Here is a 26,413-nt window from a genome sequence, read left to right on the forward strand (position 1 = left end):
CCGTCGGCGCGGCTCGCCGCTAATCCACCGTCCATCCCTGGCTGTAGCCCTCGTCAGCAAACAGCTCCGCCAGTCCGCTGATCTGCTTGAGCCGCAGCACCTCATCGGCGTCCATGCCCAGCTCTTCGCCGATGCGCCCCTCATCCCAGCCCAGGCGGTGCAGATCGCGGACGATATCGGACATCGGCGCGATCTGGTGCTTGCCGCGCGCGCGGTTATGGCGGATCGTGGCCGCAATGCGCGCCGCCGCATCCTCACTCGCGCTGACCAGCAGCGTCACCGGCAGATAGCCCTGCAGTCGCTGGCGTAGCGCCACGTTCTTACGGCCCAGAAGGTAACGGTGAAAACCGTCGATCACCACGTAGCGCTCTCCCTGCGCCACCGCCACCACCGGCTGGGTATAGCCGTCCGAAGCCAGCGAACGCTGCAGCAGCCGTTTTTCCACCGGCGCCATCACGTTGGGGTTATAGTCATTGGCCTCAATCCGTTCGTTGGCGATCCACAGCACGCAGTCCACCGGCTCATCGGCAAAGGGACTGTAGCGATGCAGCAGCGTCCGCAGCCGATTAAGCAGCGCGATGCGCTGCGCCGTCGTCGACTGGGACTCCAGCAGATCGATCAGCGCCTGCTCTAGGGCTTCTAGGGTCATCTCAGATAATCTCCCATTGATGGCGCTTCTGCTGTATGCGCTTAACATAGCGCGCGTAGGCCTGCGGCCGATTGGGGCTGAAGGACAGCGATCGGCACCAGAAATCATTTTTGATCAGGGTTTTACAAATCCGACGCCACGAGGGAATATCGCGGGCTCCCAGATCGCTCTCCTGGCTGTCGGGAATATCCTGCGGGTAGCCGTGGCGCTGATACCAACGCAGGTAAATGGCGATCTTATTGCGGTAATGCTCCGCCGTTTTCTGCGGCATGCTGGCCAACAGATAGTGGACATAGCTTTTCCAGGTGTGCTGAGGCGGCTTGTCGATCTGCCGATTAAGGGCATAAAACGCCCCGCTCTGATTGGCGTAGATAGCGCCGCCGTTGGCACCGGCGACCCGCGAGCAGGCGCGTCCCCAGGTCGTCGGCTCCAGCACGTGGTACAGCCACAGCCCCTTACGCTGCTCTGGGCCGAAAGGCTCGCAGATACGCATCTGACGCAGCGGCACCCCGGCGCGATACATCAGATCATACAGCGGGTTATAGGGCAGACGCTGCTGCGCGTTAAAATGCCAGATATCGCTGACCTTCCAGTCATACAGCGGATAGGCGGTATAGTAAAAGCCATCCTGAGAGGCGGTCGTCCAGGGCTTGTCGTCGTCGTAGCGCAGCTTGCTTTGCGACGCCACCGCCATAAAGCGGTTCAGGGACTCATCGGCGCGGATCCCCACCAACGTCGCCATACTCTTACGCCCCGATAGCCAGAGGGAAAAGGCCACCACAAAGGCTTCGAAGCTAATACCCGACGTATAGAACGGAAAGAAGTCCGGATCGGTGATGGCATCCGGCGGCGGCTGGCGCACCCACGTCACCCCCGGCTGCCAGCAGGTCCACTCCGTTTCATACTGCGACACCCCGCTGGCCGTCGTCAGCGGCAGCGCCACCCAAAAGAAACGCTCAATCACATCCTGATAGCGCTGACGCATACTCTCGATATGCTGGATGGTATGGCTGAACTGCACCTCCCAATCGACAAACAGGACGAAGAGACGGCGCTTTTTCCGACGCGCGACCTCGGCAGCGATATGCAATAGAACGGTAGAATCCTTTCCGCCGGAAAATGAAACGCACACCCGAGGAAAAGTTTCAAATACCCAGTTCATCCGGGCATAGGCGGCAACGAAGACGTTCTCCTTTAGCGGGATCTTTTTCATAACTTCCCTATATAATTAATATTTAAACATCATTAAAATAGATAGCAGGCTTAGCGTAATTTGAATATTAAATTTAAATACCAGCGCGACGCCAACGTTTTTTCATCCAACTATTTTGGTGATCACACTTTTATTCTTATAAATAAATATTTGAAATAAACTTCTAGTGACAAATAAATACAGAAAATAATTTGGCATCGGACCGACAGTAATTACGCCGCCGCCGAGTAGCATCAATGGCAACGCCGCGCCGTCGCCAAGGAATAACAATATCGCCCGCTGGGCAATTCATCATAGAAATTGTCTATGCTATACTATGAAAATCAAGTAATTATCAGGAGATATGTCATGCCCGAGCGTACGGATAACGACGCATCCACCGGCAAGCGTCTACCTATCCTGGTATTTGGCGCATTGGGCATCGTCTTTGGCGATATTGGCACCAGTCCGCTCTATACCCTGAAAACGGTACTCTCTCTGGCCGGAAACCCCCATGCCCCCGCGGATGTGCTGGGGCTGCTTTCGCTGGTATTTTGGACGCTGGTCATTATTACCTCGCTTAAATATGCCCTGTGCGTAATGCGCATCGACAACCACGGCGAGGGCGGTATTCTGGCGCTGATGTCCCTGCTGGTACGCCACAAACATTCGCGCCCGGCCATCGTCATGGCGGCCCTGTTCGGCGCGGCGCTGATCTATGGCGATGGGGCGATCACCCCGGCCATTTCAGTCCTTTCCGCGCTAGAGGGGCTCAATCTGGTCATGCCGCAGCTGGATCCCTATATTCTGCCGGCGACGGTCGTTATTCTGGTGCTGCTGTTTGCGCTGCAGCATCTGGGCACCGCGCGGATCAGCAAGCTGTTTGCCCCGATCATGACGCTGTGGTTTCTCTCTATCGCCGCGCTGGGCATCTGGGGTATCAGCCTTCATCCCAGCGTACTGCTGGCGATAAATCCCTACTACGCCATCCACTTTATGCTGACGCACGGCACGCTGAGCTTTGTCGTGCTCGGCGGCGTCTTTCTGTGCGTGACCGGCGCCGAGGCGCTGTACGCCGATATGGGCCACTTTGGCCGTAAGCCGATCTGGGGCGCCTGGTTCGGCATCGTCTTTCCCAGCCTGCTGTTGAACTACGCCGGGCAGGCCGCCCTGGTGCTCTCCGGCGCCGATCTCAGCCAGAACATCTTCTATCTGCTCTGTCCGACGCCGCTGGTGGTCCCGCTGGTGATCCTGGCGACCCTGGCCACCATCATCGCCAGCCAAGCGATTATCAGCGGTGCCTTCTCCATGACGCGCCAGGCTATCCAGCTCGGCTGGCTGCCGCGCCTGCAGATCAAGCAGACCACCGAGGAGAGCTACGGCCAGATCTACATCGGCAGCATCAACCTGATGCTGATGATCGTCACGCTGCTGCTGGCCATCTTCTTCAAGACCTCGGAAAACCTGGCCGCGGCCTACGGCATCGCCGTCTCGCTGACCATGACCCTGACCTCGTCGCTGCTGTTTATCGCCATGCGGGAGATCTGGCGCTGGTCCCTGCCCGCCAGCCTGTGCGCCGCCGGGTTCTTCATGTGCGTGGATCTGCTGTTCCTGTGCGCCAACCTGACTAAGCTGATGGAGGGGGGCTATATCCCGCTGCTGCTGGCGCTGGCCATCTTCACCCTGATGCTGGTCTGGCATAAGGGCAGCCGGATGGTGCTGCGCAAGACCCAGGAGCGCATGATCCCGCTGACCAGCTTCCTGCACACCATTGAGGCGCAGAATATCCCGCGGGTGCCCGGCACCGCCGTATTCCTGACCCGCTCCTCCGCCGGCGTGCCGTCGGTGATGCGCCTGCACGTGCAGCGCAACGGCTCGCTGCACCGCAACGTGCTGCTGCTGACTATCCTGGTCGACAATATTCCCTACGTCGCGCCCGCGGAGCGCGTGACCCTGACCCAGATAGCGCCGAATCTGTGGCGCTGTAGCGCACACTACGGCTTTATGGAGCACCCCAACATTCCCCAGCTGCTGAGCGGGGCCGACTTTGAGCACTGCCAGAGCGATCCCAAGGAGATGACCTACTATATCGGCCATGAATCCCTGATGATGAAGGATCGAAACAAGGCGTTTCCTACCTGGCAGCGTAAGATATTCCGCGTCATGATGCGAAATAGTGCTCATGTCACAGACTACTATTATCTGCCCAGCGATCAGGTCGTCGAAATCAACCGCGTGGTGGCGCTGTAACCCCCTCGACACCCTAAAAAAAGGGCGGCCCACGGGCCGCCCTTTGTCGCGCTGTGCAGCGCTATACGTCGGTATTCCAGATATCGCGGCAGTAGCCGCGGATGGTGTAATCGCTGGAGAAGCTCCCCATTCGGCTCATCCCCCGCAGGGTACGGCGATACCACTCGGTATGCCGGCTAAAGTCCAGCTGCGCCTGCTGGTGAGCGTGACGATAGCCATCAAAGTCGGCCAGGTGCATGTAGTAATCCGACGCGGTCAGCATCTCATACAGCGGGCGGAACAGTTCGCGATCGGCGCACAGCTCGCCGGACACCAGCGCGTCCAGCGCCATCTGCAGCGACGGCTGCTGGCTCAGCACCTCATAGGGTCGGTAGCCCTGCGCCTTCTTCTGGGCTATCTGCAGCGTCGTGTGGCCAAACAGGTAAAAGTTCTGCTCGCCGACCGCCTGACGGATTTCGATATTGGCGCCGTCCAGCGTCCCGATCAGCAGCGCGCCGTTCATCGCAAACTTCATGTTGCTGGTGCCGGAGGCCTCCGTACCGGCCATCGATATCTGCTCTGACAGATCGCAGGCGGGGATCAGCCGCTCCGCCAGCGAGACGCTGTAGTCCTCCAGAAACACCACGCGAATAACCCCGTTCACCCGCGGCAGCTGGCTGATGCGCCGCGCCACGCAGTTCACCAGCTGCAGGATCAGCTTGGCCAGGGTATAGCGCGGCGCCGCCTTGCCGGAGAAGAAGTAGATCTTCGGCGTCGCCAGCTCCACGCCCTCCTGCAGACGCTGATACTGGTAGATGATGTGCAGCACGTTGAGCAGCTGGCGCTTATATTCATGGAAACGCTTGGCGTGAACATCAAACATGGTCATCGGGTCCAGGGCGATCCGGTAGCGGCTGTAGACATAGTTACTGAGCGCCAGCTTATTGTCGGTTTTAATCCGCCGCACCCGATCCACGACCTGAGCGTCATCGCAATAGTCCGATAGCTGCGCCAAACGATGGGGATCGTCCAGCCACGCCGGACCGATAAGCTCGGTAAAAAACTGCGCCAGCGCGGGGTTGGCCAGCTGCAGCCAGCGGCGATGGGAGATCCCGTTGGTCTGGTTGACGAACTTGTCAGGGGTCAGGCGACTGAACTGCGGCAGCAGCATATCGCGCACCAGCTCGGAGTGGATGGCCGAGACGCCGTTGACCTTATGGCTGCCCAGCGTCGCCAGATTCACCATCCGCAGGCGCTTCTCTCCGCTCTCATCGATCAGCGACAGCGACGGCAGCAGCGGCGCGGCATCATCGGGATAGCGACGGCTGACCGTGGTCAGGAAACGGTGGTTAATCTCATAAATCAGCTGCAGATGGCGGGGCAACAGACGCTCCACCAGCGGCAGCGACCAGCACTCCAGCGCCTCCGGCATCAGGGTATGGTTGGTAAACGAACAGGTGCGGCAGGTCATCGACCAGGCCTCATCCCAGCCGATACGGTACTCGTCCACCAGCACCCGCATCAGCTCCACCACGATCAGCGCCGGATGCGTATCGTTAATGTGCACGGCCGCCCACTCCGGCAGTCGGCGAATATCCTGGTGCTCGGCGAAGAAATCACGCAGCAGGTCGCGCACGGTGCAGGCGACCAGAAAGTACTCCTGAGTCAGACGCAGCTCTTTACCGGAGAGAATTTCGTCGGAGGGGTAGAGGATCTTGGAGATATTCTCGCTGCCAATCTTCTCGCCGACCGCCTGCAGGTAGTCCCCCTGGTTAAAGATGAGAATATCGAAGGAGTCGGAGGCCGCCGCATGGTACAGACGCAGGCGGTTAACCCCTTTATCCTCACCGCCGCTGACGTAATAGTCGTTGGGGACGCCCAGCAGCACCTTCCACTCCAACCACATCGGGTTATAGTTTCCCTGCGCGTCGAAGCCATGCTCTATGCGCCCGTAGATCGGAATGATCATGCTCTGGCTCGGATGCTGGATAATCCAGGGCGAGGCGGCCGAGTGCCACTCGTCCGGTTTTTCGATCTGCTGATCATTGATGATCAGCTGCCGGAACAGACCGTACTCATACTTGATGCCGTGACCGCTGGCGGCGACGTCCAGGGTCGCCAGCGAATCCATAAAGCAGGCGGCCAGTCGCCCCAGGCCGCCGTTGCCCAGCGCGGCGTCCGGCTCGCTGTCGAACAGCGCCTCCAGCGCCTGCCCCTCGGCCGCCAGCGCCGCCTGCGCCGTTGCGTACAGTCCCAGATTCTGCAGGTTAAAACGCAGCGATTGGCCGATCAGAAACTCCATCGACAGGTAGTACACCCGCTTACGCTGCTGATGCGCGTGACGCTGCCGGGTTTGGCAATAGGCATCATACAGGCGATCGCGCACCACCAGCGCCAGGGCGTTGAACCAGTCCCGCTGGCCCGCCGCCGCCGGCTCCATACCGACGCGATGGCGCAGCGCACAGACAATCTGACGCTGCATACGGCTTTCACTGCTCTCGCTTTCCGCGCTATAGGACATAGCTGCTACCCCTGTTATCTCGGCGTGATACGCCGTGGGCTCTGCGGCGCGCTGCGCCCTGAGCCGTCGTTCCCTTCGCCATCGCCGACGCGCTATGCGCCCGGCCCGCGATCCCCGTCATGCGCTATGGCGCGCACGTACCGCCGCCCAGCGGCAGATACTTGATCAGCCGCTGCTCATTTCCTCCCGCGCTGTAGCGGTAGTGGTACTCATCGGTCATTTGGCGGATCAATAGCATGCCCATGCCATGCTCCGGCCAGCTGCACGGATCGTCCATCTGGGGATCCGGTGCCGTCGGCCGCAGCGCCTCAGCGGGGATCGGCTGCCCGCGATCGCGCAGCACCACCTCCAGATGTCGGGGGTGACGCGTCAGGGTTATCGCCACCGGATACGCCCCCGCCTGGCCGTGGCGCACGATATTGCTGAAGGACTCATTGGCAGCCAGCTCCAGCTGGAACAGCACGTCAGGCGGCGCGCCGCTAAAAAACTCCTGCAGCGCGGCCCCCAGCGGGGCCAGACTATCCAGCGTCGCCGCCAGCGGAAATGAATAGGTGCGCAGCTTCATCGCCTACCGCCTCAGGCGCCGTGCTGCGCCAACATCTGCTGGCGATCCGTACCGATATGAAAAACGCGATCCATCCGGGTGATGCGGAACATGCCCTGAATATTTTCATTCAGCCCGCACAGCAGCAGATCGCCCCGATTGTTTAATAGCTTCAACAGCGAGACCAGGGCCCCCAGGCAGCTACTGTCGATGAAGTCCACCTGGCTGAAGTCCAGCAGCAGCCGATAGTGCCCCTGCTCGATCAGCGTAACGACGTTCTGACGAAATACCCCGGCAACCGACGCATCCAGGCGGCGGATCAGCGGTGAGACAATCGTCAGGCCATCCACTTCCTCTACGGCAAGATTCATATATTCTCCTCTACCCGTCCCTGCAGGTCATCGGCACAGCGGGTGATCATCAACAGTGAAATATCATCGGAAAAGCGCTGATGCGGGGTTCCCTCATCGGGGCTGTGCCAGCGCGAGAGAGCGGCGGCCAGCGTCTGCAGCAGCTGCGGCGCCGCCGCGTGGCTCTGCGCCTGCAGCTCACGGCGCAGGCGGAGCTCGCCGAACAGTTCGCCCTGCGGGCTGTCGCACTCGCTGACGCCATCGCTGTACAGACACAGCCGATCGCCGGGCGCCAGCGTCAGCGTATGATCCTCATACGCAGCCCACTCAAACAGACCTATCGGCAGCCCGCCGTCGCCAACGCCGCTCAGGCTGCCGTCCGCCCGGATCCACAGCGGTGTAGGATGCCCGGCCTGGCACAGGGCTATCTGACCGTTACGGGTATCCAGCACCCCATACACCAGGGTGAAGTAGCGCATGACGCCATCCTCCTGCGGCTCCAGGCAAAAGCGACGATTAAGCTCGCCCACCACCTGGTGCGGCGGCGCAGGCGCCTGGGCCGACGGGGAGAACAGCAGGCTGTGGGTCAACAGCGCGCTGTTAAACTCCTGCGCCACCGACTGCGCCAGCATGGCGGCGCTTACGCCGTGTCCGGCCACATCCACGCAGTAGAATGCCAGATGATGCGTATCCAGCAGAACGTAGTTCAGCAGATCGCCGGACACATAGGCCGAGGGCAAAAACAGCCAGTCGGCATGGAAGCCGTTAATGGTTTGGTCGTGAGAGGGCAGCAGGTTGCGCTGCATCGCGGCGGCGGCCTGCAGATCGGATTCGATCTGCTGGTAGGCATGGGCCAGCGTGGCGTTGCGCGCCGCCAGCGTGGCCTCCAGAGAGATGATGCGCTGGGCGGCATGCAGGCGACTGCGCAGCTGCCCCTGATTGAGGGGTTTCGTCAAAAAATCGTCGGCACCGGCCGCCATTCCGGCCAGCATATCCTCGGTCGACTGGCGGATAGTCAACAGGATCAGATAGATATAGTGACCGTAGTCTCCGGCGCGGATCGCCCGGCACAGCGCGGCGCCGTCCATCAGCGGCATCTCCCAGTCACTGATCACAATATGCACCCGGTGGCTCGCCAGACACGCCAGCGCCTGCTCACCGTCCTGCGCCTCGATAACCCGGTATTGCCAACGCGCCAGGATCGTCGCCAGCAGGCGGCGATAGCCCGGTGAGTCATCCACAATCAATACCGTATCGGCAAGCAAGACGCTCTCCGCTACCATGGTCATCCCCCGGGACGCGCCCGCTGACGTAATAACCGAGTACCCTGTAGCAAAGATAGATAACAACCCGGCGGCTCACCAATTTTTCCGCCGTATTTTATCGTCGGGCGCGCGCTAAACGGCGCCGTCCGCACCGTGAATTATGCCCCCTGCGCCGCGTTAAAACTGCAGCCTCAGCCAGGCAAAATAGACGTTACCGTTATCATAGGTGCCTGGAATATACGTCATTTGCAGCGTCAGCGGACCATAGCCGACGGAAGCCATCGGCAAGATCACCGGGATCGGGATATAGCGCCAGTTATCACGCATGGTCACTCCCACGGTATAGCCGGCGCCCCAATGAAAGTCCGAGCCCTCCAGCGGGCGCCAGGTTGCCTCCCAACCATAGCCGCCGATCGGCTCCCACTTATTAAACGAGTCTTTAAACGCCATCAGGTACAGGCCGTGCCAGTTACCCTTCTCATCCCAGCGGGACTGCCCAAAACCGGCGCCCCACGGACGCTCGTTGTAGCTATCGATCTTCTCCTGGCTATAGGCAAAGCGGGCGTGCCACGTAATCGCCGGCAGGTACAGATCGTAATGCTGCGGCTGTTCCCAGGTCTGAACAATATTGTTGCGTAACGTGTCCAGCATCCCGGGCTCAGCGGCAAAGGCCGCCCCAGTCAAAAAGAGGGGCAATGCCGCCAACGCGGCCAGAATATCATTATGCGTTTTCACTAAAACGGGTTCACTCTATTTTATTTAATGCAGGCGCTCATAGCATAACAATACAAACACAAACCTTCTATAAACAAACAGCATCGCGCCAACAGAACGACACCGCCGATAACAATCAGTTTATTATCAATTAGATACAAATAAAAATACGGTATTAAACTCGCCGCAGAGAATGCGATTAATATGCGCTAACATATTCAAATTACGATTTATTTGATGAACGAGGCACCGTGGTGCTATCCCTGAAAAGGATAATCCATGCGCTATAAAATAAGATTTTTCTCACACAATAGGCATATTTCACTTTTATTGACTGCGTAGCCGCAGCGCGACCGCCCGCCCTTTCTGCCCGCGCCGTTGCCGCCCCGTAAGTTAGTGCTATGATGAATCCACCTCTGTCTGGCTGGCGCCAGCGACTTGCCATGACGGCACCCTTTTCACCCTGCCAGCCAGCTCCAGCAGCGTTATACTGAGGTCAGGATCATGAGCGTAGATATCACCCACAATGACGCCCCTTTCGGTACTTTGCTTGGCTATGCGCCGGGCGGCGTCGCAATTTACTCCTCCGACTATAGCACGCTGGATCCCCGGGTTTATCCCGATGAAGCCTCCCTGCGCAGCTACATCGACGACGAATATATGGGCCACAAGTGGCAGTGCGTCGAATTTGCCCGTCGCTTTCTATTTCTGAACTACGGCGTCGTATTTACCGACGTCGGCATGGCCTATGAAATTTTCTCTCTGCGTTTTCTGCGTCAGGTCGTTAACGATAGCCTGCTACCGCTGCAGGCCTTCGCCAACGGTTCGGCGCGGGCGCCGGTGCGCTGCTGATCTGGCAGAAAGGCGGTGAATTCAAGGATACCGGCCACGTTGCCGTCATCACCCAGCTGCTGGGCGACCGGGTACGCATCGCCGAGCAAAACGTTATCCACGCCCCGCTGCCGCCGGGACAGCAGTGGACGCGGGAGCTCACGCTGCAGCGACACCAGGGCCGCTATACCATTCGGGACTCGTTTGACGACACCGAAATCCTCGGCTGGATGATCCATACCGACGACGCCCGCGACAGCTTACCCCAGCCCACCCTGGCGCCGCCGATGATGGCGCTGCACGACGCCCGACGCAGCGATAAGGGGACCTTTGACGGCCGCTGGCTGAATGAAAGCGATCCCCTCGAAAACGCCTATGTACAGGCTAATGGGCACGTCATCAACCAAAACCCGTATCAATATGTCACCATCAGCGAAAGCGCCGAACAGGAGCTGATCAAGGCCACCAATGAGCTGCACCTGATGTACCTGCACGCCACCGATAAGGTGCTGCGCGACGACAGTCTGCTGGCGCTGTTCGATATTCCCAAGATCCTCTGGCCGCGCCTGCGCCTCTCCTGGCAGCAGCGCCGTCACTGCATGATCACCGGGCGCATGGACTTCTGTATGGATGAGCGAGGGCTGAAGGTCTACGAATACAACGCAGACTCGGCCTCCTGCCATACGGAGGCCGCGCTGATCCTGCAGCGCTGGGCGAAGCAGGGCGACGGCGTACCGGGCTACAACCCGGGCGAGGATCTGCTCAACGAGCTGGCCGGTGCCTGGCGCCACAGCCACGCCCGCCCGTTTGTCCACATCATGCAGGATAACGACGTCGAGGAGAGCTATCACGCGCTCTTTATGCAGCGGGCGCTGTCGCAGGCCGGCTTCGATAGCAAGATAGTCAAAGGGCTGGCGGCGCTGCGCTGGGACGCCACCGGTCAGCTGATCGACGACGAGGGGCGCCAGGTGAACTGCGTTTGGAAAACCTGGGCATGGGAGACCGCCCTGGAGCAGGTACGGGAAGTCAGCGATGCCGAATATGCCGCGGTACCCATCCGCACCGGCCAGCCGGAAAACCAGGTGCGGCTGATCGACGTTCTGCTGCGTCCGGAAATCATGGTGTTCGAACCGCTGTGGACCGTCATCCCCGGAAACAAGGCGATCCTCCCGATCCTGTGGTCGCTGTTCCCCCACCACCGCTATCTCCTGGATACCGACTTTGAGCCGACGCCGGCGCTGATCCGCAGCGGCTACGCCGTTAAGCCGATCGCCGGGCGCTGTGGCAGTAATATCGATCTGGTCAGCCGCCATGAGGAGGTGCTCGATACCACCAGCGGGAAATTCCGCGACCAGAAGAATATTTATCAGCAGCTATGGTGCCTACCGCGGGTGGCGGACAAGCATATCCAGGTCTGTACCTTTACCGTGGGCGGTAGCTACGGCGGCGCCTGCCTGCGCGCAGACAGCGCATTGGTGATCAAGAAAGAGAGTGATATCGAGCCGCTTATCGTGCTCAAAGACAGTGAGTTTCTGAAGTAGGTGCCGACCTAAGCCCGTCAAGCAGCGGGCTTAGGTGCGACGGAGAGCCTATTCCAGCAGAGGCTGGCGTTGACACGCGCCGGACCGCGCAGATCCCCTACGCGTTCCCGCTCGTCAGACGCCTACGCTGACTGATGGGATAGGCTCTATCTCCGTGACATCATGGGCATTGACCGCCATCCGCTCAGCGCAAAGGGCGTGCGCGCCCGGCGTTATTCTGAAACCAGCTCCTGGACCTGATTACGGAATTCGACAATTTTCTTACCCGGCTCTTTTTTACAGACTTTAATCACCTTCGGCACCATGACCGTCTGTACCTTCTGCCAATCAACATAGTCGCCGTTTTTATAGTCGCGATCCTTATTGACCACCCAGACCATCACCGGCGTCATCGCCTTCGGGTTCATCTGGGTAAACTCATGGCAAGTCATGGTTTCCGGCGTGGTTACCGTGGCCATCGTCAGCTCCTGAGCGCAGGCGTTGCCAGCCAGTGCCAGAGTCAGCGCCAGTACGGAACCACCCATAAATGTTGTTTTACTTTTCATTGCAAACTCCTTATTAAGTAATATTCTCGCTAGACGCACTCGATACTGCTTCTTTTATAAATATCATTTTTATTCTGTTCGCATAATAAAAAACAGTAAAAAAACACCGGCACTCTGTACATCTTTTCGGACAGGCGTCCAGTGCCACAAATAGATTAGAAAGGAAGAGGGTAGATATAATCTATTTTTTATTTAAACAATAATAAATCAGCGCACTTATCGACAATAAATCAAAATAAACTCTTCTTCCGCACGTACTGTATAAATTTATTTTTAAGCGACGAGATACATAGCGCGTCGATATCACAGCGCACGCCGCAGAATATCATGCGCCGCCGCATTTTCACGCCGCGCCCCTAGGGTCCCAGCAGACGGCGTGCCGCCGTAGCGCCGACGATCGCCAACAGCATCGGCAGCAGAAAGTCTGGGCTGATATGGGTTAGCTCGAACACCAGCAGCAGCGCGGTCAGCGGCATTCCCATCGAGGCGGATAAAAACGCCCCGGCGCCGACGACGGCGAACGCCCCCAGCGCGGTGCCCGGCCACAGCTTTAGCCACAGGCTCCCCACGATGCAGGCCAACAGCGCGCCGTTAGCCAACGCTGGCGTCATCAGCCCTCCGCGCGCCCCCGCCCGCAGAGCCGCCATCTGCACCGCCACCTTCGCACACAGCAAAAGTCCGGCCAACCCAATGCCCACGTCGCTATTAAAGCTGAGCCAGGTTGCCCCTTTTCCGTTGCCGGGCAACTGCGGTAGCCACAGGCTGAGCAGCGCCAGCAGCAGAAAGGCCAACAGATTATCCCGGATCAGTCGAACATCACGCGTAGAGTGGGATTCAGCCAAACGCCCCAGGCGAGCAAACAGCACCCCTGCACCGCCAAACAGCGGACCAAACAGCAGCGACCAGAGGAGCAGCCCCTCCGTCACCCGGTACCCCGGCATAGAGTATTGGTACTCATCTCCCAGTCCGATCCGGGCGACCAGCGTCGCCACTGTGCAGCAGACCAGCGCCGGGATCACCGCCCTCGCTCGCCAACTCTTCAGCAGCACCTCCAGCGTAAACAGAGCGCCAGCCACCGGCACATTGTACACCGCCGCCAAACCGGCCCCGGCGCCGCAGGCAATCAGCGTACGCGTCTGCGGTGGCGTAATCCCCAGCGCAAAGGCCAGACGCTCCGCGCCCAGGGCCCCCATCTCTCGCGGCGCAGACTCCCGCCCCAGCGGCGATCCCATACCGACCGTCATCACCTGCAGCGCGGCATGCAGCATGCTTTCCCACGTCGGCATCCGCGACACCGGAGTGCGTAGCGCATCACGCACGCTGACCAGACCACGCCCATAGCGGTACAGCGCGTACCACCCCACGCCGGCCACGCCGCCCGCCGCCATCAACGCCGTAAAGCGGCGCCACGGCGCCGCATCGCTAACCCCCTGTAGAAAAGACTCACGGCTGATGATCGCATCCAGGCTATAGCCATAGGCAAGATGCTGCACGCTGTGCAGCAGCAGGGCGACCAGCCACCCGGCCACCCCGGCGGTCCCCCCCGTCAGCAGCATCGCCAGCGTAAAGCGACCCCAGCGCCGCCACCCAAATACATCACCCCGCTTACGCACCGTCACCGCCCATCGCCCCATCATCACTGTCAGTGACCATAGCACAGCCTGCGCCAGACTATCCTGCCGCCGCCGTGTCAATATTGTTATCTTTTCTTACACGCCGGAAACCGGACGCCACCATCCACGCGCTTATAATAAAAAACCGGGTTATTCAGCGCTCAAGAGAAGAATAAATACGCCGACTCCTATAAATAATGACTTTCAGCCATGCTGTATATATCGCGCTAGCACGATTGGGTGAACCATATATAAAACATTGCAAGCCGATAAGTTTGACCCATGACAACTTTTAACAGGATAAAGCCACTGCGAGTTACCCTTGCCTATGCTATTCCTTATATTGCTGTGTGCACGGCAACGTTAATTGAGTAGGACAACTTCTCTATCCCCAAAGGAAATTCATATGCAGAATTTAACTGGAAAGTGGCTGTGTCATGGTGATGGAATGACCTATCATATTACGCAAGATGGAAATTCCGTATTTGTTTCCGGATCAGGCAACGGCTGCCATAACGTGGGTTTTGGTATTATTGACCCACAGGATAAATCCGTTGTATTAAACTGGGCCGATCTTCCTGATAGCAAAGGGTTTGGCGCAAAGGGCACCTGCTATATTGATGCCAGCCATCCCGGCGTGCTGAAGAAAAAAGAGGGATCGGCCAGCTATGCTATCGGAAACTTTGAAAAGGTAGCCTAACCTGGAATCACCCCATCGCCGCACGCGATGGGGTATTACGCGAATATCAGATGTTTCCTCCATCCACGCAGCAGGGCGCCTCTGACGATTCGTCGCGCGTCGCGACTAAACGCCGTCTCACCATAATACGGTGGCCGCCTGAACGCTCTCATCATCCAGCGCCGCCGCGATAGCGCAGCCGGAAGACGCGAATCCCATCCCCCATGTGTCCACGCTCAGCGATCTCGCTTACCGAGCGATGGCGCGTCTCTACCGTTGCCCTACGGATGCCAGGTCGACGGCGACAGACGTGACACCACAGGGCACTATCGCCTTGATCGCAGCGCGAGACGCCCCCAACGCGGACGAGATATCGCTCGCCTACGCGTGACGTAAGGCGGCTGCAATGGCGATGATGATATTGATTTTATTGGTTTTTATAGAAAGAGGGAGAACTGACTGGACGTGTTATTGGTGCGCCCTGCAGGATTCGAACCTGCGACCCACGGCTTAGAAGGCCGTTGCTCTATCCGACTGAGCTAAGGGCGCATCGGAAAATCACCGGTGCATCTGCCTGATGTTTCAGGCGGAATGGGATTATACGGCCCAACTCAGGTGAGTCAATGCCTTTCACCGTAAAACGCGCCTAGCGGGTATTGATGGAGATCAATATTCACCTGACAGCGGGCCAGCCATTTGCGACAATGGCGACATCCCCGCAACATAACCAGGATGGATCAGCTCACCATGACAGCAAAAATTATTGATGGGAAAACGATTGCGCAGCAGGTCAGAAGTGAAGTGGCGGCACGGGTGCGACAGCGCCTGGCGGACGGCAAACGGGCGCCGGGACTGGCGGTCATTATGGTCGGTGACGATCCGGCCTCTCGCATCTACGTCGGCAGCAAGCAGCGCGCCTGTGAAGAGGTCGGCTTTCTCTCCCGCTCCTATGCGCTGCCGGACAGCACCGATGAGGCCCAGCTGCTGACGCTGATCGATACGCTCAACGCCGACGCGGCCATCGACGGTATTCTGGTACAGCTGCCGCTGCCCGTCGGCATCGATAACAGCCGCGTGCTGGAACGCATCCATCCGGACAAAGACGTGGATGGTTTTCACCCCTATAACCTGGGCCGCCTGTGCCAGCGCACCCCCAAGCTCCGCCCCTGCACCCCGCGCGGTATCATTACCCTGCTGGAGCGCTGCGGCATCGAAACCCAGGGGATGGATGCCGTGATGGTCGGCGCCTCCAACATCGTGGGGAGACCGATGGCGCTGGAGCTGCTGCTGGCCGGCTGCACCACCACCATCACCCACAGCCGCACCCGTAACCTGCAGCAGCACGTCGAGCGCGCCGATCTGATCGTCGCCGCCGTCGGTAAACCCGGCTTTATCCCCGGCGAATGGGTCAAGCCCGGCGCGGTGGTGATCGATGTCGGCATCAATCGGTTGGAAAGCGGTAAGGTGGTCGGCGACGTCGACTTTGCCGGCGCCGCCCAGCGCGCCAGCTGGATTACCCCGGTTCCCGGCGGCGTCGGGCCGATGACCGTCGCCACCCTGATGCAGAACACCCTGCAGGCCTGTGAGGCGTTTCACGACGACTAAGCCCTCGGCGCGCCATCGTGTCCCAGACGCAGCTTTCCCGTGCGCCAGGCGCTGCAGGCTGGCACAATAGCGGCGTGTCCGCCCGCGCGGCGGTTAATTTTTAAGGCAAGAGAAAAGACCATGCAAACTTTCCATCTGGACAATCATCCGCACGTCGAGCTGTGCGATCTGCTGAAGCTGCAGGGCTGGTGCGACAGCGGCGCCCAGGCCAAAAACCTGATCGCCGAGGGCCAGGTCAAGGTCGACGGCGCGGTCGAAACGCGCAAGCGCGCGAAGATTGTCGCGGGCCAGGTGGTCGACTTCGCCGGGCAGCAGGCGCGCGTCATCGCCTAAGCTGAGCTCCAGACGTCAAAAAGCCGGACCCAGGTCCGGCTTTTTGCGCGTTATCGCTCGGCCTTACTTACGCCGCCAGGTGGTGCCCTGCGGCCCATCCTCCAGCACGATCCCCATCGCATTCAGGCTGTCACGCGCCTCATCGGCAAGCGCCCATGCTTTGGCGGCGCGGGCATCGTTGCGCTGCTTGATCAGCGCCTCGATCTGCGCAACCTCGTCATCGCCTGCCGCGGCGCCGCTCTGCAGGAAGTGCTCCGGCGTCTGCTCCAGCAGCCCCAGGACGTGGGCCAGACCGCGCATCTGCGCCGCCAGCGCACTCGCCTGCGCCATGTCCTCCCCTTTCAGACGGTTGATCTCACGCGCCATGTCGAACAGTACGGAGTAGGCCTCCGGCGTGTTGAAGTCATCATCCATCGCCGCCCGGAAGCGCGCGGTAAAGGTCTCATCCGCCGCCGGCTGCGCCGCGGCGTCGGTGCCGCGCAGCGCGGTATACAGACGCTCCAGCGCCGCACGCGCCTGCTTCAGGTTCTCTTCGCTGTAGTTCAGCTGGCTGCGGTAGTGGCCGGACATCAGGAAGTAACGCACCGTCTCCGCGTCATAGTGCGCCAGCACGTCGCGGATGGTGAAGAAGTTGCCCAGCGACTTGGACATCTTCTCGCGATCGATCATCACCATGCCGGAGTGCATCCAGTAGTTGACGTAGGCGCCGTCGTGGGCGCAGGTCGACTGGGCAATCTCGTTCTCATGGTGCGGGAACATCAGGTCCGAACCGCCGCCGTGAATATCAAAGTGCGCGCCCAGCTGCTTGCAGTTCATCGCCGAGCACTCGATGTGCCAGCCGGGGCGCCCTTCGCCCCACGGTGACGGCCAGCTCGGCTCGCCCGGCTTGGACATCTTCCACAGCACAAAGTCCATCGGGTTGCGCTTCACGTCGGCCACCTCCACCCGCGCACCGGCCTGCAGCTGCTCCAGATCCTGGCGCGACAGCACGCCGTAGTCCGGATCGGTATCGACGGCGAACATCACGTCGCCGTTGCTGGCCACATAGGCATGATCGCGGGCGATCAGCTGCTCCACCAGCGCGATGATCTCGGCGATATGGTGGGTCGCGCGCGGCTCCACGTCGGGACGGGCGATATTCAGGGCATCAAAGTCGCGATGCATCTCCGCCAGCATACGCTCGGTCAGCTGCTCGCAGCTCTCCTTGTTCTCCAGCGCACGCTTGATGATTTTATCGTCCACGTCGGTCACGTTACGCACATACTTCAACCTGTAGCCCAGGTAGCGCAGGTAGCGGGCCACCACGTCGAAACAGACAAAGGTTCGGCCGTGACCGATGTGACACAGGTCGTAAATGGTTACCCCACACACATACATACCGACTTCACCGGCATGGATGGGTTTAAATTCCTCTTTCTGGCGACTGAGTGTATTAAAGATTTTAAGCATCGGGGGTATCCGTGATAGTTGCTGATAACGGGATAGAAACGTAAAGGTTATACTAACGCAGCGCCCGGAGAGAATGAAGCCCGGGAGCAGCGCCCTGCGAATATTCCCGGAGAAAGAGGTGCCAGCGGCAGGGGCATCGGCTACAATCATCCCGCTTGCTTCAATCATCATAAAACAGGATTATTGTTATGGTTACTTTCCACACCAATCATGGTGACATCGTCATCAAAACCTTTGACGACAAAGCGCCGGCTACCGTTGCCAACTTCCTGGAATACTGCCGTGACGGCTTCTACGACAACACCATCTTTCACCGCGTGATCGATGGTTTCATGATCCAGGGCGGCGGTTTCGAGCCGGGCATGAAACAGAAAGCCACCAAGGCACCGATCAAGAATGAAGCCAACAATGGCCTGAAGAATACCCGCGGCACGCTGTCCATGGCGCGCACCAACGATCCGCACTCGGCGACCGCCCAGTTCTTCATCAACGTCGTTGATAACGACTTCCTCAACTTCCGCTCCGAGCGCCCGGACGGCTGGGGCTATGCCGTATTCGCCGAAGTGGTAGACGGCATGGACGTGGTCGACAAGATCAAGGGTGTCTCCACCGGCCGTAACGGCATGCACCAGGATGTTCCGCGTGAAGACGTGATCATCCAACGCGTTACCGTGAGCGAATAATCGCCCGAATGGCAACGCTGTTCATCGCTGATTTACACCTCAGCCAACAGGAACCGGCGATCACCGCCGGTTTTCTGCGCTTTCTTGCCGAAGAAGCCCCTCAGGCAGAAGCCCTATACATTCTGGGCGACTTTTTCGACTACTGGATAGGGGATGATGACCCCCAGCCGCTGCACCAGCACGTCGCCGAGGCGCTGCGCCGTCTGAGCGACAGTGGCGTGCCCTGCTACTTCATTTGCGGTAACCGCGATTTTTTACTGGGTAAGTCCTATGCCAAGCGCTGCGGCATGACCCTGCTGCCTGATGAACAGATCATTACGCTATACGGTCAGCCGATTCTGCTGCTGCACGGCGATACCCTGTGCAGCGACGATCGCGACTACCAGCGCTACCGACGCCGGGTTCACAACCCCTTGCTACAGTGGCTGTTCCGCCGCCTTCCCCTGCGCCTGCGCCTGAAGATCGCCGCCGGTATGCGCCGACAGAGCCAGCGCAGCAACAGCGCCAAGGCGATGACCATCATGGATGTCAACCAGGAGACGGTCTGCGCCACTCTGCAACGCCGCGGCGTTCAGCGCATGATCCACGGCCATACCCATCGCCCGGCCCTACATCACTTTAGCCTGGACGATGGCCGCTGCGCCCTGCGCGCGGTGCTGGGTGCCTGGCATACCCACGGCTCGATGATCCGGGTCGACGCACAGGGGATACATCTGATCGAGCTGCCCGCTCACCCCGCAGAGAGCGAGCCCATCACGACGCGGTTACGCCCCGCCAGCTTGGCCTGATACAGCGCCATATCGGCCTGCGCCACGCACGCCTGGGCGCTCTGTCGACTCTCCTCGCAGACAACGCCGCCGATGCTGAGGGTCACGCTCAGTGGGGTGCCGTCCAGCGCCGTGAGCGGTAGCGCCGCCACGTCGCGACAGATCCGCTCGGCTATCGCGCGCGTCTGCGCCGCGTCCGCGTGGTACAGTAATATGCAAAACTCATCGCCGCCGACGCGCGCCACCACGTCCTCTGGACGGGCTCCCCGACCGATAGCCCGAGCCACCTCGCACAGCACCCGATCGCCGCTCAGGTGGCCATAGCGATCGTTGATCAGCTTAAAGCGATCGATATCCATCATCAGCACGCCCAGCGGGTATGTCGCGCCGCACTGCGGCAGCGCCCGCTGCAGACACCCATAGTAGTAAGCGCGGTTAAAGGTCTGCGTCAGGCCATCGCGGATCGCATTGTTGTAGCTGATGGCATATTCGATCTGTATACGACGGTAGCGCTGAAAAATGTCATATAAGAAGATCTCCATGACGTAAAAATTGGCCACCAGCCCAAACAGCAGAGATCCATACCACCCTACGCTGCTCACCTGGGGAGAGCGCCACTGCAGCACAAACCCGCCCAGGATGATCAGGCTGGCCAGCGTCACCGCCAGCCAAAAGCGCGTCGCCAGACGGGTTTGCCAGATCAGCAGCAGCGCCAGCGCCCCCCACAGCGTACACATAAACGGCAGCACCACCTGTCGATACCCTGCCTGATAATTCTGCGACACCTGCAGCAGCCGTGGCTCGAGCCACAGCGAATGCAGCGAGTGGTTGGAGAGCAGCAGTGCGCCCAGCGCGACCGCGACGCTCATGGTCAGGCTCAGCGCCACCACCGGGCCGAGCGCGATGGCGCCTTTCTCCTGCCGGCGGTAAAGGTACAGCGCATACAGAAACAGCATTGCCATTCCGCTATAGCGGATTAAATAAAATAAAACAAAGTCATTCAGCGTTAACGCATTTTTATATTCCGGAAAAAAGATATCTTGGCAAAATAATAAACTACAGAGAAGGAGCGAGGCCGAAAGTAGGTAGGATACGATTAACGGGATCTTATATATTTGCTGGCGCTCGCAGTTAAATTGCATAAAAATAAATAACGCAATAAATATATGCATGATCAGCAAAATAGCGTTACATACGGCGATAAAGCCGCGCAGTAGTACCATAGGCTGCGCCGCCGTCAGGAAGATCAGGCAATAGCACACCAGCGTCAGAAATAATAATAATATTCCCAGCGGACCGCCGCCGCGGGACAATAGCGTCGTGATCCATTTCATGGACAGTCCTTAAACAATATAGCGTCAGACTATCTCTGGCGTTGAGCGGTAGAGGTCCCCAAATAGCCCTTCATGGACTACTACTTTTATAGTAGATGTTTCCCTCGCATTACGCTAACCGATAGCGTAACGGCGCTGACTTTCCCCGGCGCGGCGGCCACGCAAACGTTTTCCTCACCTGAAAAGCTATGCTATGCTTTGCCCCTCTTATCTGTAGGGCCGCCGGGATCGGGCGGCCATTCACCGCCACCGAGTTAGAGGAGCACGCCATTCATGTCCGCCAGCGCCGCACCGGCCAGGATCGCCATCGTCATGGGGTCCAAAAGCGATTGGGCCACCCTGCAGTTCGCCGCCGAAATCCTGACGCAGCTTGAGCTGCCCTGCCACGTGGAGGTGGTATCAGCGCACCGTACTCCGGATAAGCTGTTTCACTTTGCCGAGCAGGCGGCGGCGCGCGGGCTGCAGGTCATCATCGCCGGCGCCGGCGGCGCGGCTCACCTGCCCGGCATGCTGGCGGCCAAAACCCTGCTGCCGGTGCTGGGCGTACCGGTACAGAGCGCCGCGCTGAATGGGGTCGACAGCCTCTACTCGATAGTACAGATGCCGCGCGGCATCCCGGTCGGCACCCTGGCCATCGGCAAGGCGGGCGCCGCCAATGCCGCCCTGCTGGCGGCCCAGATCCTGGCGCTGCATGACGAAGCGCTGAGCCGCCGCCTGGCCGCCTGGCGCCAGGCGCAGAGCGACGAGGTGCTCAGCCATCCCGATCCGCGGGAGGACGCATGAAGCCGGTTTGCGTACTGGGCGATGGCCAGCTGGGGCGCATGCTGCGTCAGGCCGGAGAACCGCTGGGGATCCCGGTCTATCCGGTGGGTATCGAGGCCGATCCGTACAGCGTCCCCTGGCAACAGGCGGTGATCACCGCCGAAATCGAACGCTGGCCCGACACGCCGCTGACCCGCGAGCTGGCCAGCCACCCGGCCTTCATCAACCGCGATATCTTCCCGCTGCTGGCCGATCGCTACAGCCAAAAGCAGCTGCTGGACGAACTGGCGCTGCCGACGGCGCCCTGGGCGCTGCTGGCCGCGCCAGAACAGTGGCCCGCCCTGTTTGAACGCCTCGGCCCGCTGGCCATCGTCAAGCGCCGCACCGGCGGCTATGACGGGCGCGGTCAGTGGCGTATCCGCCCCGGTCACGAACCCCAGCTTGATGCCGAGATCTACGGGCAGTGTATTGTCGAGCAAGGGATCAACTTCATCGGCGAGGTCTCGCTGATCGGCGCCCGCGCTCAGGATGGCCGCTGCGTTTTCTATCCCCTCACCCATAACCTGCATCAGGACGGCATTCTGCGCGCCAGCCTGGTCTTTCCGCAGCCGGAGAGCTTTCTGCAGGAGAAGGCGCAGGCGATGCTGCAGCGCATCATGCAGCGCCTGGAGTATGTCGGCGTCATGGCGATGGAGTGTTTCGTGGTGGATGACGACACCCTGCTGATTAACGAGCTGGCGCCACGCGTACACAACAGCGGGCACTGGACCCAGAACGGCGCCTCGATAAGTCAGTTCGAGCTGCACCTGCGCGCGCTGCTCGGCCTGCCTCTGCCGCACCCGGATGTCTCCACCCCCTCCGTAATGATCAACCTGATCGGCACCGCGCTGGACACCGCATGGCTAAGCGGCCCGCTGGTGCACCTGCACTGGTACGATAAGGCGGTCCGTCCGGGACGCAAGGTGGGCCACCTCAACCTGAACCACTTCCAGTCCCAGCGGCTGGTCAGCGCCCTGGATACCCTGCGCGGCCAGCTGCCGGCGGAGTACCAGGACGCCCTGGCATGGGCCGGCGCGCGGCTGAGCTGAGCATCAGCGCGCCGAGGGACGACGCAGCAGCCCTCTTCCCAGTCCGGCGCCGCAGATCCCCAGCAGCAGCGCGGCGCCCGGCGGCAGCAGTAGCCACATCGGCCAGGCGGGCTGCCAGGGAAAGTCAAACACCTGCCGCTGCAGCAGCCACAGCGCTGCCTCGGCGGCAGCGGCGGCCACCGTGCCCGCCGCCAGTCCCAGCAGCATGAATTCGGCATACAGGGTGCGACGCAGCACCCGTCGCGATGCGCCCAAGATCCGGTAGATCTGCAGCTCCTGGCGGCGCTGTTCCATCCCCACCTGCACCTGAGCCAACAGCAGCAGTACCCCGCACAGCACCACCAGCAGCACCATCACCTCCAGCGCTCGCCCCACCTGATCCAGTATCTGACGCGCCTGCAGCAGCAGGGCGCCCATATCCACCAGCGTCAGGGTCGGAAAGTGGCGGTTAAGCTCAGCCAAGAGCCGCGTATCGCCGTCATAACGTAGGCTGGTGAGCCAGCTTTGCGGCTGCCCCTCCAGCCCACCGGGCGGGAAAATAAAGTAGAAATTGGGGCGCAGGCTCTCCCAGTCTACCCGCCGCAGGCTGGTCACTCGGGCGCTGAACTGCCGACTGTCGCCGCTAAACGTCAGGCGATCGCCCAGCGTCAGCCCCAGGCGTTCAGCCACCCCTTGCTCCACCGAGACGCCCCCCGCGCCCGGCGGCCATTCACCGGCCAGCAGCGGGTTTCCCGGCGGCAGCGACGCCAGCCAGGTGAGATTCAGCTCACGGTTTAGGGACTCATCGCCCCCCTGCATGACCGGCGGACGCCCGTTGATCGCCGTCAGACGCGCCAGCGCAATGGGATAAAACCGCTGTGGAGTGACGCCGTGGGCGTGCAGGAACGCCTGCAGCGGCTCGCGCTGCGCCGCGCTGATGTTGAACAGAAAGTAGTTGGGGCTGTCGGGCGGCAGCTGCTGACGCCAGCGATCGAGCAGATCGCCGCGCAGCATCAGCAGTAGCGCCAACAGCATAAAGGAGAGCGAAAAGGCCGCCAGCTGACTCAGGGTTGCCCCCGGCTGGCGCAGCAGACGCCCCAGCGCCAGACGCAGCGTCAGGCTGCCCGGCGCCAGTCGGCGCAGGCTCCACAGCCCCAGCCAGCCGCACAGCGCCAGCAGCAGGGCCAGCAGGGCCATCCCCAGCAGCAGCGACCACATCAGCGCGCTGGCGCCGACCAGCCACAGCAGCCCGCCGCCCAGCAGCAGCGCCATCAGCGGCAGGTAATAGCGCAGGGGCCAGACCGGGCTCGGCGCGTCGGCGCGCAGCACCCGCAGGGGCCGCATCGCCAACAGCTGACGATAGGGTCGCAGGGCGGCCAGCAGCGCCATCAGCGGGATCCCCCCCAGCGCCCACAGCCAGGGCCAGAGGCCGGGCGACGGCAGCGCGGCGGGCAGCAGCGGCGTCAATAGCCACAGCAGCCCCCGCTCGACCAGCAGCCCCAGCCCCGCCCCCACCAGCAGCGCCGATCCCAGCAGCCATAGCCACTGTCCGACCACCCACTTCAGCAGCAGACGCCGCCCGGCGCCCAGCGTCTTCAAGAGCACCACCAGCGTATGGCGGCTACGGCAGTAGTGCCCCATCGCCACGCTGACGGCGGCCATGGCCAGCAGCAGCGTCAACAGCGCCGACAGCAGCAGAAACTGCTGCGCCCGCTGCAGGGTACGCGCCAGCACATTCGCGCCCTGAGCGGCCTGAGTCAGACGCTGATCCGCCTGCAGACGCGGCGTCAGATAGGCGTCGTAGCGCGCCAGCGCCTCGCGGCTGCCGGCCAAGCCATAGCGATAGCTCACCCGGCTGCCCGGTTGTACGATCCCGCTGCGCTCGGCGTCCGCCAGCGCAATCAGCATCCTGGGGGCGCTGCTCAGCAGGCTGAACCCACCGTCCGGCTCCCGTTCGACCTCGCCGACGACCCGCAGCGTCATATCCCCCACCTCCACGGCATCGCCGGGGCGCAGGGCGAACTGCGCCATCAGCCGCGGAGCGACCAGCGCCTCGCCGGGGCGCGGCACCTGGCGCGGCGGGCGCGTCTCCAGCCGGCCGTACAGCGGGTAGGCGTCGTCCACCGCCTTCACCTCCGCCAGCTGCAGCCGACCGCCGGCAAACGCCATGGTTGAAAATACCCACTGCCGGCTAACCCGGATCCCCTCCCGCCGGGCCTGCGCCAGCCACGCCTCGGGCACCGGCGTATAGCTGCACAGCACCCGATCGGCGGCGATCACCTCACGTCCCTGTCGCTGCAGCCCCTGATCCAGACGATCGCCAATCCGCCCCAGCGCCAGCACGCAGGCCACCGCCAGCGCCAGCGCCAGCCAGACGATCAGCAGCGACGGAGTGCGCCATTCGCGCCAGAACCAGCGCCGGATCACGCGACCTCCCGCAGCGTTCCGTCCACCAGGCGCAGCCGCCGCTGGCAACGCGCAGCCAGCTGAACATCGTGGGTCACCATCACCAGCGTCGTCGCCTGGCGCTGGTTCAGCTCAAACAGCAGATCGGCGATGCGATCGCCGGTCTGGCGATCCAGGTTGCCGGTCGGTTCATCGGCAAACAGGATCTGCGGCCGGGCGCTAAAGGCGCGCGCCAGCGCGACCCGCTGCTGCTCACCGCCGGAGAGCTGGGCCGGCAGGTGGCGCAGACGCTGCCCCAGCCCCAGCTGCGTCAGCAGCGCCGCGGCGCGCTGGCGGCTGTCGTGCTCGCGCTCGCCGCGCAGCAGCGCGGGCAGCTGTACGTTCTCCAGCGCCGTCAGGGTCGGCACCAACATAAAAGATTGAAACACAAAGCCAATATCGCGGGCGCGCAGGGCGGCGCGCCCCTCCTCATCCAGCTGTGACAGAGGCTGCCCCAGCAGACGCACCTCGCCGGCACTGGCATCGTCCAGCCCGGCCAAGATCCCCAGCAGCGTCGATTTTCCCGATCCCGACTCGCCGATCAGCGCCAGACTCTGTCCGCGTTTGACAACCAGGTCGACAGCAGTAAGGATGGAGATCTGGTTTTCACCCTCACCAACCCGTTTGGCGACATGATGAACTTCAATTACGTTTTGCGCTGGCATCGGATACTCCTGATGGTGGTCATGATCCTGTGTGGCCTGACGGCGGCCCGTGCCGATACACTGCTGGTGCTGGGAGACAGCCTGAGCGCCGCCTATCGCCTGCCGGAGCAGCAGGGCTGGGTTGCCCGCCTGGCCCAGCAATGGCAGCTGCGCACCCCGCCGCTGACGGTGATCAACGCCAGCATCAGCGGCGATACCGCCGAGCAGGGGCTGCTGCGCCTGCCGGAGCTGTTGCAGCAGCACCGGCCGCGCTGGGTGCTGATTGAACTGGGGGCCAACGATGGGCTGCACGGCATTGCGCCCGACGCCATCGCCGCTGCGCTGTCCGCGATCATCGAGCGGGTGCAGCGGGCCGGCGCCACCCCGCTGCTGATGCAGATCCGCCTACCGCCCAACTACGGTCGGCGCTACGGCGACGCCTTTGCGGCGATCTACCCTCAGCTGGCCGCGCGCTTTGGCGTCGCGCTGCTGCCGTTTTATATGGAAGCGGTGGTCGGCCACCCCGACTGGATCCAGGATGACGGCCTGCACCCCAACGCACTGGCCCAGCCGTTTATCGCCGACTGGATGGCGCAGCGCCTGCTGCCGCAGCTAACGCGCGCGGAGAACGGCGCGCCGTCTATTAATTAA

The 26,413-nt window shown here is 61.2% G+C and carries 22 protein-coding genes, 1 tRNA gene and 1 pseudogene; 10 read left to right on the forward strand and 14 right to left on the reverse strand.

Features of this window, described 5'->3' with window-relative positions; genetic code table 11:
* Positions 1–19 precede the first annotated feature (19 nt).
* Positions 20–649 (reverse strand): ParB N-terminal domain-containing protein, encoded by a 630-nt coding sequence (locus L1P05_RS12835; RefSeq protein ID WP_012849505.1) that lies wholly within the window; start codon positions 647–649, stop codon positions 20–22.
* A gap of 1 nt (position 650) precedes the next feature.
* Entirely contained in the window at positions 651–1,862 is a 1,212-nt protein-coding gene (locus tag L1P05_RS12840) for a phosphoadenosine phosphosulfate reductase (RefSeq protein WP_012849506.1), read from the reverse strand.
* 348 nt (positions 1,863–2,210) lie between these two features.
* On the opposite strand from L1P05_RS12840, the gene L1P05_RS12845 reads away from it, so the two are divergent.
* Positions 2,211–4,091: a potassium transporter Kup gene (locus tag L1P05_RS12845; protein WP_012849508.1), complete on the forward strand. Its 1,881-nt coding sequence runs from the start codon at positions 2,211–2,213 to the stop codon at positions 4,089–4,091.
* Positions 4,092–4,152: 61 nt separating this feature from the next.
* Here the strand turns inward: L1P05_RS12845 and L1P05_RS12850 are convergent, their stop codons facing one another.
* From L1P05_RS12850 to pagP, 5 genes are all read right to left on the reverse strand, one after another.
* A complete protein-coding gene (locus tag L1P05_RS12850; RefSeq protein WP_012849509.1) occupies positions 4,153–6,591 on the reverse strand; it encodes a glycogen/starch/alpha-glucan phosphorylase in 2,439 nt (812 codons plus the stop codon).
* Positions 6,592–6,715: 124 nt separating this feature from the next.
* Positions 6,716–7,156, reverse strand: coding sequence for an ATP-binding protein (locus L1P05_RS12855; RefSeq protein WP_012849511.1), 441 nt, complete (start codon positions 7,154–7,156; stop codon positions 6,716–6,718).
* Between the two features lie 11 nt (positions 7,157–7,167).
* Positions 7,168–7,506 (reverse strand): STAS domain-containing protein, encoded by a 339-nt coding sequence (locus L1P05_RS12860; protein WP_012849512.1) that lies wholly within the window; start codon positions 7,504–7,506, stop codon positions 7,168–7,170.
* Complete coding sequence (locus L1P05_RS12865; protein WP_012849513.1) at positions 7,503–8,768, reverse strand: PP2C family protein-serine/threonine phosphatase; 1,266 nt, start codon at positions 8,766–8,768, stop codon at positions 7,503–7,505. The genes L1P05_RS12860 and L1P05_RS12865 overlap by 4 nt, the downstream gene beginning before the upstream one ends.
* A 159-nt stretch (positions 8,769–8,927) precedes the next feature.
* Positions 8,928–9,434, reverse strand: coding sequence for a lipid IV(A) palmitoyltransferase PagP (gene pagP / locus L1P05_RS12870; protein ID WP_417926537.1), 507 nt, complete (start codon positions 9,432–9,434; stop codon positions 8,928–8,930).
* A 534-nt stretch (positions 9,435–9,968) separates the two neighbouring features.
* On the opposite strand from pagP, the pseudogene gss reads away from it, so the two are divergent.
* Positions 9,969–11,836 (forward strand): annotated as a pseudogene (gene gss, locus L1P05_RS12875) (bifunctional glutathionylspermidine amidase/synthase).
* 212 nt (positions 11,837–12,048) lie between these two features.
* Here gss and L1P05_RS12880 read toward each other — a convergent pair.
* Together L1P05_RS12880 and L1P05_RS12885 are read right to left on the reverse strand one after the other, a co-directional pair.
* On the reverse strand, positions 12,049–12,381 hold the full coding sequence (locus L1P05_RS12880; protein ID WP_012849518.1) for an HdeA/HdeB family chaperone: 333 nt from the start codon (positions 12,379–12,381) through the stop codon (positions 12,049–12,051).
* Between the two features lie 356 nt (positions 12,382–12,737).
* Complete coding sequence (locus L1P05_RS12885) at positions 12,738–13,937, reverse strand: chloride channel protein (protein ID WP_285806480.1); 1,200 nt, start codon at positions 13,935–13,937, stop codon at positions 12,738–12,740.
* A gap of 463 nt (positions 13,938–14,400) precedes the next feature.
* Here L1P05_RS12885 and L1P05_RS12890 point away from each other — a divergent pair, with 463 nt between their 5' ends.
* A complete protein-coding gene (locus L1P05_RS12890) occupies positions 14,401–14,694 on the forward strand; it encodes a hypothetical protein (protein WP_012849521.1) in 294 nt (97 codons plus the stop codon).
* Between the two features lie 451 nt (positions 14,695–15,145).
* Here L1P05_RS12890 and L1P05_RS12895 read toward each other — a convergent pair.
* Positions 15,146–15,222: transfer RNA gene (locus tag L1P05_RS12895), tRNA-Arg, on the reverse strand.
* Positions 15,223–15,420: 198 nt separating this feature from the next.
* On the opposite strand from L1P05_RS12895, the gene folD reads away from it, so the two are divergent.
* Together folD and ybcJ are read left to right on the forward strand one after the other, a co-directional pair.
* Positions 15,421–16,278 carry a bifunctional methylenetetrahydrofolate dehydrogenase/methenyltetrahydrofolate cyclohydrolase FolD gene (gene folD, locus L1P05_RS12900; RefSeq protein ID WP_015462158.1) on the forward strand — a complete coding sequence of 286 codons (858 nt, stop codon included), beginning with the start codon at positions 15,421–15,423 and terminating at the stop codon, positions 16,276–16,278.
* Between the two features lie 120 nt (positions 16,279–16,398).
* Positions 16,399–16,611 carry a ribosome-associated protein YbcJ gene (ybcJ, locus tag L1P05_RS12905; RefSeq protein ID WP_012849523.1) on the forward strand — a complete coding sequence of 71 codons (213 nt, stop codon included), beginning with the start codon at positions 16,399–16,401 and terminating at the stop codon, positions 16,609–16,611.
* Positions 16,612–16,674: 63 nt separating this feature from the next.
* On the opposite strand, the gene cysS is transcribed toward ybcJ, so the two are convergent.
* Entirely contained in the window at positions 16,675–18,060 is a 1,386-nt protein-coding gene (cysS, locus tag L1P05_RS12910; RefSeq protein ID WP_012849524.1) for a cysteine--tRNA ligase, read from the reverse strand.
* 188 nt (positions 18,061–18,248) lie between these two features.
* Between cysS and ppiB the strand changes: the two genes are divergently transcribed.
* Positions 18,249–18,743, forward strand: coding sequence for a peptidylprolyl isomerase B (ppiB, locus tag L1P05_RS12915; RefSeq protein ID WP_012849525.1), 495 nt, complete (start codon positions 18,249–18,251; stop codon positions 18,741–18,743).
* Positions 18,744–18,751: 8 nt separating this feature from the next.
* On the forward strand, positions 18,752–19,531 hold the full coding sequence (gene lpxH, locus L1P05_RS12920) for a UDP-2,3-diacylglucosamine diphosphatase (protein WP_015462160.1): 780 nt from the start codon (positions 18,752–18,754) through the stop codon (positions 19,529–19,531).
* Here lpxH and L1P05_RS12925 read toward each other — a convergent pair.
* Positions 19,474–20,844 carry a sensor domain-containing diguanylate cyclase gene (locus L1P05_RS12925; protein ID WP_012849526.1) on the reverse strand — a complete coding sequence of 457 codons (1,371 nt, stop codon included), beginning with the start codon at positions 20,842–20,844 and terminating at the stop codon, positions 19,474–19,476. The genes lpxH and L1P05_RS12925 overlap by 58 nt on opposite strands.
* A gap of 273 nt (positions 20,845–21,117) precedes the next feature.
* Here L1P05_RS12925 and purE point away from each other — a divergent pair, with 273 nt between their 5' ends.
* Together purE and purK are read left to right on the forward strand one after the other, a co-directional pair.
* On the forward strand, positions 21,118–21,627 hold the full coding sequence (gene purE, locus L1P05_RS12930) for a 5-(carboxyamino)imidazole ribonucleotide mutase (protein ID WP_012849527.1): 510 nt from the start codon (positions 21,118–21,120) through the stop codon (positions 21,625–21,627).
* A complete protein-coding gene (purK, locus tag L1P05_RS12935) occupies positions 21,624–22,694 on the forward strand; it encodes a 5-(carboxyamino)imidazole ribonucleotide synthase (RefSeq protein WP_012849528.1) in 1,071 nt (356 codons plus the stop codon). The genes purE and purK overlap by 4 nt, the downstream gene beginning before the upstream one ends.
* 3 nt (positions 22,695–22,697) lie before the next feature.
* Here purK and ybbP read toward each other — a convergent pair whose 3' ends face one another.
* Together ybbP and ybbA are read right to left on the reverse strand one after the other, a co-directional pair.
* Positions 22,698–25,100, reverse strand: coding sequence for a putative ABC transporter permease subunit YbbP (gene ybbP, locus L1P05_RS12940; protein WP_012849529.1), 2,403 nt, complete (start codon positions 25,098–25,100; stop codon positions 22,698–22,700).
* On the reverse strand, positions 25,097–25,783 hold the full coding sequence (gene ybbA / locus L1P05_RS12945) for a putative ABC transporter ATP-binding protein YbbA (protein WP_012849530.1): 687 nt from the start codon (positions 25,781–25,783) through the stop codon (positions 25,097–25,099). The genes ybbP and ybbA overlap by 4 nt, the downstream gene beginning before the upstream one ends.
* On the opposite strand from ybbA, the gene tesA reads away from it, so the two are divergent.
* Positions 25,751–26,413 (forward strand): multifunctional acyl-CoA thioesterase I/protease I/lysophospholipase L1, encoded by a 663-nt coding sequence (gene tesA / locus L1P05_RS12950; RefSeq protein ID WP_073383442.1) that lies wholly within the window; start codon positions 25,751–25,753, stop codon positions 26,411–26,413. The genes ybbA and tesA overlap by 33 nt on opposite strands.

The organism is Edwardsiella piscicida (assembly GCF_021733145.1).
Classification (GTDB): domain Bacteria; phylum Pseudomonadota; class Gammaproteobacteria; order Enterobacterales; family Enterobacteriaceae; genus Edwardsiella; species Edwardsiella piscicida.

Bases quoted from the DNA above. Each gene is read 5' to 3' on its own strand.
- L1P05_RS12865 (WP_012849513.1), bottom strand. From the start codon at position 8,768: ATGGTAGCGGAGAGCGTCTTGCTTGCCGATACGGTATTGATTGTGGAT.
- ppiB (WP_012849525.1), top strand. From the start codon at position 18,249: ATGGTTACTTTCCACACCAATCATGGTGACATCGTCATCAAAACCTTT.
- L1P05_RS12925 (WP_012849526.1), bottom strand. From the start codon at position 20,844: ATGAAATGGATCACGACGCTATTGTCCCGCGGCGGCGGTCCGCTGGGA.
- cysS (WP_012849524.1), bottom strand. From the start codon at position 18,060: ATGCTTAAAATCTTTAATACACTCAGTCGCCAGAAAGAGGAATTTAAA.
- purK (WP_012849528.1), top strand. From the start codon at position 21,624: ATGAAGCCGGTTTGCGTACTGGGCGATGGCCAGCTGGGGCGCATGCTG.
- L1P05_RS12880 (WP_012849518.1), bottom strand. From the start codon at position 12,381: ATGAAAAGTAAAACAACATTTATGGGTGGTTCCGTACTGGCGCTGACT.
- purE (WP_012849527.1), top strand. From the start codon at position 21,118: ATGTCCGCCAGCGCCGCACCGGCCAGGATCGCCATCGTCATGGGGTCC.
- L1P05_RS12850 (WP_012849509.1), bottom strand. From the start codon at position 6,591: ATGTCCTATAGCGCGGAAAGCGAGAGCAGTGAAAGCCGTATGCAGCGT.
- lpxH (WP_015462160.1), top strand. From the start codon at position 18,752: ATGGCAACGCTGTTCATCGCTGATTTACACCTCAGCCAACAGGAACCG.
- L1P05_RS12845 (WP_012849508.1), top strand. From the start codon at position 2,211: ATGCCCGAGCGTACGGATAACGACGCATCCACCGGCAAGCGTCTACCT.
- tesA (WP_073383442.1), top strand. From the start codon at position 25,751: ATGATGAACTTCAATTACGTTTTGCGCTGGCATCGGATACTCCTGATG.
- L1P05_RS12840 (WP_012849506.1), bottom strand. From the start codon at position 1,862: ATGAAAAAGATCCCGCTAAAGGAGAACGTCTTCGTTGCCGCCTATGCC.
- L1P05_RS12860 (WP_012849512.1), bottom strand. From the start codon at position 7,506: ATGAATCTTGCCGTAGAGGAAGTGGATGGCCTGACGATTGTCTCACCG.
- L1P05_RS12855 (WP_012849511.1), bottom strand. From the start codon at position 7,156: ATGAAGCTGCGCACCTATTCATTTCCGCTGGCGGCGACGCTGGATAGT.
- ybcJ (WP_012849523.1), top strand. From the start codon at position 16,399: ATGCAAACTTTCCATCTGGACAATCATCCGCACGTCGAGCTGTGCGAT.
- L1P05_RS12890 (WP_012849521.1), top strand. From the start codon at position 14,401: ATGCAGAATTTAACTGGAAAGTGGCTGTGTCATGGTGATGGAATGACC.
- ybbA (WP_012849530.1), bottom strand. From the start codon at position 25,783: ATGCCAGCGCAAAACGTAATTGAAGTTCATCATGTCGCCAAACGGGTT.
- L1P05_RS12835 (WP_012849505.1), bottom strand. From the start codon at position 649: ATGACCCTAGAAGCCCTAGAGCAGGCGCTGATCGATCTGCTGGAGTCC.
- L1P05_RS12885 (WP_285806480.1), bottom strand. From the start codon at position 13,937: ATGCTGCTGACGGGGGGGACCGCCGGGGTGGCCGGGTGGCTGGTCGCC.
- folD (WP_015462158.1), top strand. From the start codon at position 15,421: ATGACAGCAAAAATTATTGATGGGAAAACGATTGCGCAGCAGGTCAGA.